Genomic DNA, 8,503 nt, shown 5'->3' with positions numbered 1-8,503 from the left:
TTGTTTTCCGGGGGTTTCCCCGGTGGGGGCGTAGTTCCAATAAACCGTGTGGGGGAGCGGGCGTCACGCCACTCGAATACGTGGCTTGACGAGGTGCATGGATCTTGATAGAAGCCCGCTGCCGAACGTGCATGCGGTGCGGATTCGGTCCGCAAGAGGGGGGCTGACCTGCGGGAATTCCGCCACCCCCACGCCCTGGCCACCGAGCGCCGCGGTGGGGCTGTTCCGGGGACAGGCTGTCGCCGCGACAGGCACCCGCGCCCGAGGAGGCACGGGCAGAAATGACGGGCCCGCGCGCATCGACGTCCACCAGCACCTCATCCCCCAGGACCGCAGTCGCGGTATGGCCGGGCGCGATCGCCACGATGGACCGCAGGTCCATCGCCACCGGCGTCCTCTCGTACCCAGCACCGCTCGCCGCCCCCGACGACCCCGCCGGGGCCCGCGCCGGGGCCGGGCGCGTGAACGAGTACACCGCCTGAGCGGTGGGCGGCATGGGGCAGGAAGCCGTCCGCGTGGGGCACGATCATCTTGATCCCCGGATTCCGCGCGGTCGCCGCCCGTCTCCACCCCCGACGCCACCCAAGAGGGCCTCCTGGACGACCTGCGGCGCTCGGCCTGAGATCACCGGGCCGGCAGGGAACGATCTCGCGGGCCGTTGAGATACTCCGGCCATGCATACGAGTGCGAGGGCGGACGGAATACGGCCGGGCCACCCGGCTCCGGAGGCCGAGTCGGGCCGTCCCACGCAGTGGACGCTGCGTCCCGCAGAGCTGACGGATGTCGAGGCGATCGCGGAGCTGCGGGCAACGGTGATGCGCCCGGACCTGGAGCGACTGGGACGGTTCGACGAGCATCGGGTCCGGCAGCGGCTGCGGGATTCCTTCTCCTCGCGGCACACGTCGGTCATCGTCGCCGACGGTGCCTTCGCGGGCTGCGTCACCGTACGCCCGGCCGACGAGGGGCAGTGGCTGGAGCACTTCTATCTGGCTCCGGCCCTGCACGGCCGGGGCCTCGGATCGGCCGTCCTGCGCACACTGCTGGATCGGGCCGACGCCGACGACGTCCGCGTCCGCCTGAACGTCCTGCAGGGCAGCGCCGCCCGACGGTTGTACGAGCGCCACGGCTTCACCGTGGAAGTCCAGGACCCGGTCGACGTCTACATGGTGCGACAGCCGGGCGCAGGCGCCCTCGAAGTCCTCAGGTGATGGACGGGCCGGGCAGGCCGACGCTCCGCCGCCCCGCCCAGCGGGTGCGTACGGCAGCGGGCTGCTCTAGCGTCGAACGGGGAGGGGAAGCCCTGCCGAGCCGGTCCGGTGCGGGGCCCGGGCTGTTCGCGGCACGTCGGCCGTGTGCACTCGGCGCCGTTCCCACGCGGATCCGGCACATGCAGACCCCGGGCCGCGCGACGATCCCGGAAAGCAGGTGCGTCCCATGCGCACGTCAACCCGTATGGCAGGTGTCCTCACCGGCCTGACCCTCGTACTCGGTGGCGCGGCCTTCACGGCCCCCGCCGCCCACGCGGACGTCTCGGCCTGCATCAACCAGGTCGAGCGGGAGCTGCAGGGTGGCGAGGTCCCGGCCGCCATCCGCGCGGCGTGTACGGCCGGGTCGACCGGCTACCACGACCAGTGCGTGACCGGCCTGACCAAGGCCAGTGTGACCAACGGGACCGCGGTGACGGCCTGCCGCGCTGCTCCCTGAGCGGGCGCCGGCCCTGATCGCCCAGGACGCCGGGAGGCCACCAGAACGACCTTGACCGGCAGGCGTCGTCGTCCCCGTCGAACGCCCCGTCAGGTGTCGGTCGGCTCCTCGGGCTGCGAGGGCGGGGCCGGTGCCGTGGGCGCGGGGCCGGGGTCCGGCGCGTCGGCGGCGAGCTCGGCGAGGATCGCATCGGCCAGGCCCTCGCGGCGGATCCGCTGGTCGACGTACAGCACGCCGCTCACCAGCTGGGTGAATCCGATCTGGAACATCTGGCTGACGGCGCCGCCGAGGAGCATGGCGACGAAGGCGACCACCAAGGCGGTGATCATGCCGGACGTCGGGCCGCTCCCCTCGGGCTGGTCCGCCACGGCGGGAATCACTCCGAACATGCCGATGACGTTGAACGGCAACTGGATCAGGTACGAGATCGCCCCGCCAATCAGCCCGCCGAGCATGGTGATGCCGAAGATCCGCCACCACTCGCCCCGGACCAGCTTGGCCGAGCGGCGCAGCGCCGTGACCGGGCGGGCGCCCTCCAGGACCACGACGGCCGGGGCCAGGGCGAACCGGGTACTGAGCCACACCATCACGGGGACGGCGACCAGCAGGAACACCGGCAGGAGGGCGAGCATCGCCGGGGAGGCGTCACCGGAGGCCGCGGAGAACATCAGCGGCAGCCACACCGCCATGACGGCGAGCACCGGAGAGCCGGCGATCAGGAGGGTGAGCAGCATCGTGCCGGCCACCGCGGGCGTGCGCCGGAGGGCGGCGCGCCACATCGCGCGGAAGGTGGTGGGGCGGCCCATGACCGCCTCCTTGAGGACCGCCGGACAGAGCGCGGTGAGGACCGCCACGCCCAGCCCGCCCGTGAGGAGCAGCAGCACGAACAGCGTGCCGCCGGCGACGAGCACCGGCACGACGTGCTCGGCCGTGGGCCGCGTCCCGAAGGGGGGATCGAAGACGGGCTCGATGTGCTGGTACACCGCGGCGACGGCGATGCCCGTGGCGAGGGCCATGACCGGCAGGACGATGGCCTGCACGGCCAGCATCACGCCGGCCAGCTGCTTCCAGTGGCGGCGGATGGTCGAGAACGATCCGCCGAGTATCTCCCCGAGGGCCAGCGGCCGCAGCGGGATCACGCCCGGCTGCGGTGCGGGCGGCGCCCAGCCGCCCCACCGTGGGGTGCCGCCCCAGCCGCCTCCGTGGCCGCCCCACCCTGTGTTCTGCGTCATGTACAAGCTCCGTAGATCGTCCCCCGAATGGAGCCACAACGTATCCCACCTCGTCAGACGCCCGGCAGCCGCTTCCCCGCCCCATGTGCCCGGCCGCGCACGCCCCTTCGTACCGGCCGAACGGGCCCGCACGGCTGGGGTGCTGCGCCAGCCTCGTGCCAGTCCCTATACCGGGAGGCCCCGATGCGGATCCTCTTCGACCAGAGGGAACAGGACGCGCTGCGCGCTCGGACGTCGCCTGACGGGCAAGCACGGTCCTCGCTGCGCGCGCGTCGTCTTCTACGACGTCGCGCAGGAGCAGATCGAGAGCTCTGGGCACGCTGATCCTCGTCGCGTACGTCGAGGCCTGAGCGGCCCTCTCGTCGTCAGCCGGTGGCGGAGGCTGTCGAGCCGACCTCCCCGAGCTGCCAGAACAGGCGGTTGTCCAGGCATTCGGTGAGGTAGGGAACGCCGCTGGTGTAACCCGACCCGTGGGCGTCCCCGAGCATGCGCATGGCGAGCCTGCGATGGGTGGACTTCCAGCGCTGGTGCCTGCTTTCCAGCCGGCCGAGTGCCGCGTCGAGAACGGTCCATTGCGCCTGGCTGAATGCGCCCTCGCCGCGGAGGTCGAGACAGGCCCGAGTGAGACTGTCATGGCCGGCCTGTTCAGCCTCGGCACGCACCGCCGGCACATTCGTGAAGGCATCCGACTGCAGGCGGGGTGCGGTCGGCGTGCCGCAGGCCATCTCGAACCGCTTGTACTGTTCGGACTGGATGGCGCTGGCACCTTGGGTGAACTGCCGGAATGCGAAGAACTGCTCTGCCCGCATCGTGGCGACCATCCGGAACAGCGCTGCGGCACGCTCGAACATCGCAGTCGCGTGATCCACTCGCTCGACAGCGGCTTCCAGGTGCCCGTCACGCAATTCCCCGACGGCTGCCTGCGTGTCGGCCGAGATCGTGGTGAAGACCATTTCATGAGTCTGAAGGGCGCGGATGAAGAAGTATTCGTCGTGGAGCACGTACACCGGCTGGACGGATACGTCGAACCAGCGGCCCGCGTCCGTCGCCGGAGGCCGCGGCAGGTGGGGGAGGAGGCCTTCCATCCGGGATTCGGGCAGCTGGCCCGGCCTTGACGGCACGTCCTCCGTATCCGGCGCGCCGAGATGGTCGCCCACGAACCGCAGGGCGTGGCGCAGCCGCTTCCGCAGCGTCGCCGGATCCGGCCGGCCCCGGCCCGGCTCCTCGGGTGACGTGGCGGCTGCTTCGATCTCGAACCGAATGACGTCGGAGATGAGGAGCGTGGCCAGCCGGTCAGGGCTCAGTGCGGAGTGCCGTTCGTCCAGCAGGAGCTCGAGGAGGGGCAGCGCGAGATAGCTCCGGTTCCAGAAGCGGCCTTCGTGCTTGTCGAGCATGCAGTGGAGGAATGCCTCGAGGAACGGACGGCCCGCAGCGTTCCGGCTGCGGATCTCGCTCAGTCGGACAAGAGTCTTCCTCGGCAGGAAATGCTTTCCTCTGCGCCGCGCCTGCTCCGTGACGGCCCGCGCCAGGGAGATCCCGTCGAGTTCGGGCGTCAGGCCGTCACCGGTCACCCAGCGGCTGACCTCCCGGAAGCCGGCCACGCGTGAAGTACACGTTCCGCGAGCCGGAAATTCGGGGCTCTTCTCGGCATCTGCTCCGAGGCAGCCACCCTGGGATATGGCCCTCATGCATCGCGTTCGGCAGTCAGAAGTCATGTGACTCATCTCCGTTGTCTGTCCGGTGGTGAGCCTCACGCGTCCCGGGCGGGGCCCTGGTCCCACTAGGCATGATCGAAGGGCCGTACGTCTTCGCTCGAATATTCGTGGCTTGACACATGCGGCCGCTCAGGGCGCGGGCCCGGCACGGACCCCGGTGGTCGACTTGATAGGTAGGAAATCTCCTACCTATAGTGGAGTGCATGAACATCTCCCACACCCGTTTCGTGACCGTGCCCGTCTCCGACCAGGACCGGGCCAAGGCCTTCTACGTCGACACCCTCGGATTCGAGGTCGTTTCCGACCGTGCGGTGGGCCCCATCCGATGGCTCCAGGTCGCCCCGAAGGACGCCCAGACGAGCTTCGTCCTCGCGACCGCCGAGATGGGCTTCACCCCGGGGAATCTGGCCGCGAGCCTGCTGGAGAGCACCGACCTGGACGCCGACTGTGCCGAACTCGCCCAGGCCGGCGTCGAGGTCGACGGCCCCCTGGACCACCCCTGGGGGCGCCAGGCCAAGTTCGCCGACCCGGACGGCAACACCTGGGTCCTGGCCGCACCCGTGCCGGCAGGGTTCTGAGCCGTGGCGGGCGGGGGCGGCGCGGCCGAGACGGCGCAAGGGGCGGAGAGCCGGGTGTTCGCGGCCCTCGCCAGTCCGATACGCCGCGAGGTCCTCAGACTGCTGCGCGAACAGGGCCCGCAGCCGGTCGCCGAGCTGGCCGCGCACTTCGACATGGCGCGCCCGAGCTTCTCCGAGCAGCTGCGTGTGCTCCGTGAGAGCGGGCTGGTCGCCGAGACGAAGACCGGCCGCCAGCGGATCTACCGCCTCCGGGCGGAGCCGCTGCTGGAGGTCCAGGAGTGGCTGCACCCCTACGAGCGGTTCTGGCGCGAGAAACTCACCGCCCTGGCCGGCCTCCTGGACGACATGCCGGACGAGCCGGCCGCACCCGGCGCGGCGCCCGGCACGGTCGGCGCACCCGTCCCGCCTGACCCATCCGCCCCGTCCGCCCAGCCCGCCACGCCCGACGGAAACGAGGACGCCCCATGACCGGACGCGAGGACCTGACCGCGGTCCACGTCGATCAGTTCCTGCCGCACCCGCCCGCGAAGGTGTGGCGCGCCCTGACGGAGCCGGAGCTGCTGGCGCGCTGGTTCATGCCGGGTGACTTCCGCCTGGAGGTCGGCCATCGCTACACCATGCAGGCGATCCCGATGCCGGCCACCGGGTTCTCCGGGACCATCGCCGCCGAGGTGCTGGCCTTCGAGCCGGGCCGGATGCTCCGTATCGGCTGGCAGGACGCCGACCCCGACCAGGGCATCGACGTCGACTGGACCATCACCTGGACCCTGCACCCCGAAGGCCGCGGCACCCGCCTCCTCCTCGACCACGAGGGCTTCGACCCCGACCACCCCCTCCAGCAGCGCGCCCGCACCTTCATGGGCAACGGCTGGCGCGGCGGAATCATGCGCTCCCTGGCAGCGTTCCTCGACCGCCCCGACGGAGCCGACGAGCCCGGCGGGCTCGCGGACGCCGGCGCCGGCGGATAGCGCCGTCACTCCGCGCAGTCACGAATGGCCCGCAACCCCGTAGGGGATTGCGGGCCATTCCATGTCAACGTGTGCTGCCTCAGTTGCCTTGCGGCGCCGGGAGGGTCTTCTTGGACACGGTCGTCGTGATGGTCTGCTTGACCACCTTGCCGTGGCGCTTGGTCGTCTTGGTGACCGTCGTGGTCGTGATGACCCTGACCTTGCCGTCGGGCAGCGTGCGATTGACGGTCTTCGTTACGATGACCGTCGTCGTGTTGCCGGAAGGGTGCGTCTGATGGGCGGGCGCCGTCTGTACGGCAGCGACCTGCGGTGCCGCCGGTGCGGCGAAGGCGCTGGAGGGCAGCAGCGCGCCACCTGCGGCGAGGGCGGTGGAGGCGCCGAGGAGGGCGAGACGCGTGGTCAGGGTCGTGCGGATCATGAGGTGCTCCTTGTGGTGCGAGGGGGCCTCGGGGGCAGGGCCCCGGGCAGAGCCCGCGGCGGGCTCCGTGTATCCATTGGGCCCCGGACACCCACGACCGGTCATGCCCCTGATATCCGGGGCTTGACGCACGTCGGCAGCCATGGTGCCGGGTGGAGCAGCCTGCGGCGGACGCTCCGGACGCAGGCCCGTGGGATCCCTCGGGCCCGCACCCCGGCTCGGAGGACGGCAGCCCGGTGCGGTGCTGCCCTCGGCCTCCCCTCACCGGGCGGGTCGCCCCAGCGGGAACTCCCCACCTCCGATCCGCAGTCGGTGCAGACCTGGAAGGCCCTGCTGCCGCGACGGGCTCGGAAAACCCCCAAGCCGGGCCTGAGCCCGTCCGGATGACGGGCCCTGGCATGCGCGGGGTGAGCGAGCGGCGCAGGATGGACGTGTCCGGATCCGCCGAGCGGAGAGGGTCGTGGTGCTGATGCCGCACAACGTCACAACGCTCAGCCGCGGCAAGCGGCAACTCGTTCATGCAGTGGCCACTGTCACGCTGGCCGCCTGCGTGCTGCTGCCGGTCAGTGGTTCCGCGTCGGCCGCGATGCAGGCCCGCGCCGCCACGACGACGGTCGCGGGCCCGGCCGCGGCAGCATTCCCGGCTGCTCGGACTCCGTATGACCGGACCGCGACCCAGATGCTCGATGACATCGTGAGCGGCAACTCCGCGGCGGCCACGGCCCACTTCGATCCGGCGCTGCGCAAGGTGCTGACCGCGGACGCCCTCGCGGGGGCCTGGAAGACCTATCAGGACACGTTCGGGCGCTACCGATCACACGGGGATCCCCGGGACGTCACAGTAGGCGAGTTCACCGTGGTCGGTGTGCCGCTGCGGATGGAACACGAGCCCGGGGAGTTCCGCGTGTCGTTCCACAAGGACGGGAGCGTCGCCGGTCTGTGGCTGCTCGAGCCGGGAGTGCCGATCTCGCCGACCATCCGGCAGCCTTGAGCGCCCCGTTCGGATCCGCCGGTCAGAACGCGAAGACGGCGTTCCCGTTGAAGGTCGCGGACATCGTGCACGTGTTGGAGAACGTGTGCTTCCAGGAGATGCGGCTGCCCTTCCAGACTCCGTCCGCGCTGACGGTGACGGGGTCGTAGTGCATCGGGCAGGCGCGGTTCTGGTCCGGGGCAGCCAGGAGCGTGTCGAGGCTGCCGGCGGTGGCGGCGAGGGCCGAACAGGCGGCCTTGGGGTCGGGGTGCGTGCCCTGGGCGGTCGGTGCGCAGCTCAGGGCGGACGCCCGTACGACGGTGGCCGCGTCCTCGCCCTTGGCGACGGCGAGGACCACGGCGGACGGGGCGTACAGGCTCGCGGGCTGTGCCTCGGCGATGCCGGTGGCGCCGGCCAGGGAGAGGAGGGCGGCGGCGGAGACAGCAGCGGTGCGGTAGCGCACGACAGTACTCACTTTCAATTCGAAGGGTGGATGCAGCATTTGGCTGCGGTGTGTCGGCTTGACGCTCCCGAGTCTCTCCGGTGTGAAGGCGGCGCGCACATCGGTGACCGATTTACGGACACCCTGTTCGAACACAGGCGACCGAATGGTCGTTCTGGCTGCTCAGGTGGGCCGTGTCCCTTCGCAACCGGGTGCGGACGGAGGGTGATACCGGGCGAGGCGTGCCGATGGCAGGCCGTTGACCTGCCATCGGCCGCGCGGGGTTCACCGAACGGCCATCCAGGCTGACCGGATACTGCCGTTCCGTATCCGTGGGCCCGGGGTCGGTCACCGGTTGCAGCGCCGGGGGTGGGCTTCGATAGTGGGAGAGGCCGGTGCGCCGCTGGCACTGGACCACAGGCAGGCCGGCGGCGGTTCATTGGAACCAGGGCGTGAAGTCGTCCTCAGGCCCGGTC

Annotated in this window: 10 protein-coding genes; 6 read left to right on the top strand and 4 right to left on the bottom strand. The window is 71.0% G+C overall.

Features of this window, described 5'->3' with window-relative positions; translation table 11 throughout:
* Nucleotides 1-674 precede the first annotated feature (674 nt).
* Both IF09_RS0126685 and IF09_RS0126680 read left to right on the top strand, forming a co-directional pair.
* Nucleotides 675-1,208, top strand: coding sequence for a GNAT family N-acetyltransferase (locus IF09_RS0126685; protein ID WP_078613476.1), 534 nt, complete (start codon nt 675-677; stop codon nt 1,206-1,208).
* A 226-nt stretch (nt 1,209-1,434) separates the two neighbouring features.
* Nucleotides 1,435-1,704 carry a hypothetical protein gene (locus IF09_RS0126680; RefSeq protein WP_030299791.1) on the top strand — a complete coding sequence of 90 codons (270 nt, stop codon included), beginning with the start codon at nt 1,435-1,437 and terminating at the stop codon, nt 1,702-1,704.
* 89 nt (nt 1,705-1,793) lie between these two features.
* Here IF09_RS0126680 and IF09_RS0126675 read toward each other — a convergent pair whose 3' ends face one another.
* Both IF09_RS0126675 and IF09_RS0126670 read right to left on the bottom strand, forming a co-directional pair.
* Complete coding sequence (locus tag IF09_RS0126675; RefSeq protein WP_051832926.1) at nt 1,794-2,936, bottom strand: hypothetical protein; 1,143 nt, start codon at nt 2,934-2,936, stop codon at nt 1,794-1,796.
* 365 nt (nt 2,937-3,301) lie between these two features.
* Nucleotides 3,302-4,537 (bottom strand): tryptophan 2,3-dioxygenase family protein, encoded by a 1,236-nt coding sequence (locus IF09_RS0126670; RefSeq protein ID WP_030299789.1) that lies wholly within the window; start codon nt 4,535-4,537, stop codon nt 3,302-3,304.
* Between the two features lie 317 nt (nt 4,538-4,854).
* Between IF09_RS0126670 and IF09_RS0126665 the strand changes: the two genes are divergently transcribed.
* The 3 genes from IF09_RS0126665 to IF09_RS0126655 are packed head-to-tail and all read left to right on the top strand — an operon-like array spanning nt 4,855 to nt 6,197.
* Nucleotides 4,855-5,229, top strand: a complete 375-nt coding sequence (locus tag IF09_RS0126665; protein WP_030299788.1) for a VOC family protein — start codon at nt 4,855-4,857, stop codon at nt 5,227-5,229.
* Between the two features lie 3 nt (nt 5,230-5,232).
* On the top strand, nt 5,233-5,697 hold the full coding sequence (locus IF09_RS0126660; RefSeq protein WP_051832924.1) for an ArsR/SmtB family transcription factor: 465 nt from the start codon (nt 5,233-5,235) through the stop codon (nt 5,695-5,697).
* Complete coding sequence (locus IF09_RS0126655; RefSeq protein ID WP_051832922.1) at nt 5,694-6,197, top strand: SRPBCC family protein; 504 nt, start codon at nt 5,694-5,696, stop codon at nt 6,195-6,197. The genes IF09_RS0126660 and IF09_RS0126655 overlap by 4 nt, the downstream gene beginning before the upstream one ends.
* A gap of 79 nt (nt 6,198-6,276) precedes the next feature.
* Here IF09_RS0126655 and IF09_RS0126650 read toward each other — a convergent pair whose 3' ends face one another.
* Nucleotides 6,277-6,615, bottom strand: coding sequence for a hypothetical protein (locus IF09_RS0126650; RefSeq protein WP_030299785.1), 339 nt, complete (start codon nt 6,613-6,615; stop codon nt 6,277-6,279).
* A gap of 523 nt (nt 6,616-7,138) precedes the next feature.
* Between IF09_RS0126650 and IF09_RS42000 the strand changes: the two genes are divergently transcribed.
* Nucleotides 7,139-7,606: a DUF3887 domain-containing protein gene (locus IF09_RS42000; protein WP_158710063.1), complete on the top strand. Its 468-nt coding sequence runs from the start codon at nt 7,139-7,141 to the stop codon at nt 7,604-7,606.
* Between the two features lie 22 nt (nt 7,607-7,628).
* Here the strand turns inward: IF09_RS42000 and IF09_RS0126640 are convergent, their stop codons facing one another.
* Nucleotides 7,629-8,060: an SSI family serine proteinase inhibitor gene (locus tag IF09_RS0126640; RefSeq protein ID WP_234321158.1), complete on the bottom strand. Its 432-nt coding sequence runs from the start codon at nt 8,058-8,060 to the stop codon at nt 7,629-7,631.
* Nucleotides 8,061-8,503 lie beyond the last annotated feature (443 nt).

This window comes from Streptomyces katrae, from assembly GCF_000717655.1.
GTDB classification, from domain to species: domain Bacteria; phylum Actinomycetota; class Actinomycetes; order Streptomycetales; family Streptomycetaceae; genus Streptomyces; species Streptomyces katrae_B.
The sequence above is the reverse complement of the archived record's forward strand: the minus strand, read 5'-3'. Positions and strand labels throughout refer to the sequence as shown.

What these genes read in the sequence shown, in the direction of transcription:
- IF09_RS0126655 (WP_051832922.1), top strand. Translation starts at nt 5,694, where the DNA reads ATGACCGGACGCGAGGACCTGACCGCGGTCCACGTCGATCAGTTCCTG.
- IF09_RS0126680 (WP_030299791.1), top strand. Translation starts at nt 1,435, where the DNA reads ATGCGCACGTCAACCCGTATGGCAGGTGTCCTCACCGGCCTGACCCTC.
- IF09_RS0126650 (WP_030299785.1), bottom strand. Translation starts at nt 6,615, where the DNA reads ATGATCCGCACGACCCTGACCACGCGTCTCGCCCTCCTCGGCGCCTCC.
- IF09_RS0126675 (WP_051832926.1), bottom strand. Translation starts at nt 2,936, where the DNA reads ATGACGCAGAACACAGGGTGGGGCGGCCACGGAGGCGGCTGGGGCGGC.
- IF09_RS0126685 (WP_078613476.1), top strand. Translation starts at nt 675, where the DNA reads ATGCATACGAGTGCGAGGGCGGACGGAATACGGCCGGGCCACCCGGCT.
- IF09_RS0126665 (WP_030299788.1), top strand. Translation starts at nt 4,855, where the DNA reads ATGAACATCTCCCACACCCGTTTCGTGACCGTGCCCGTCTCCGACCAG.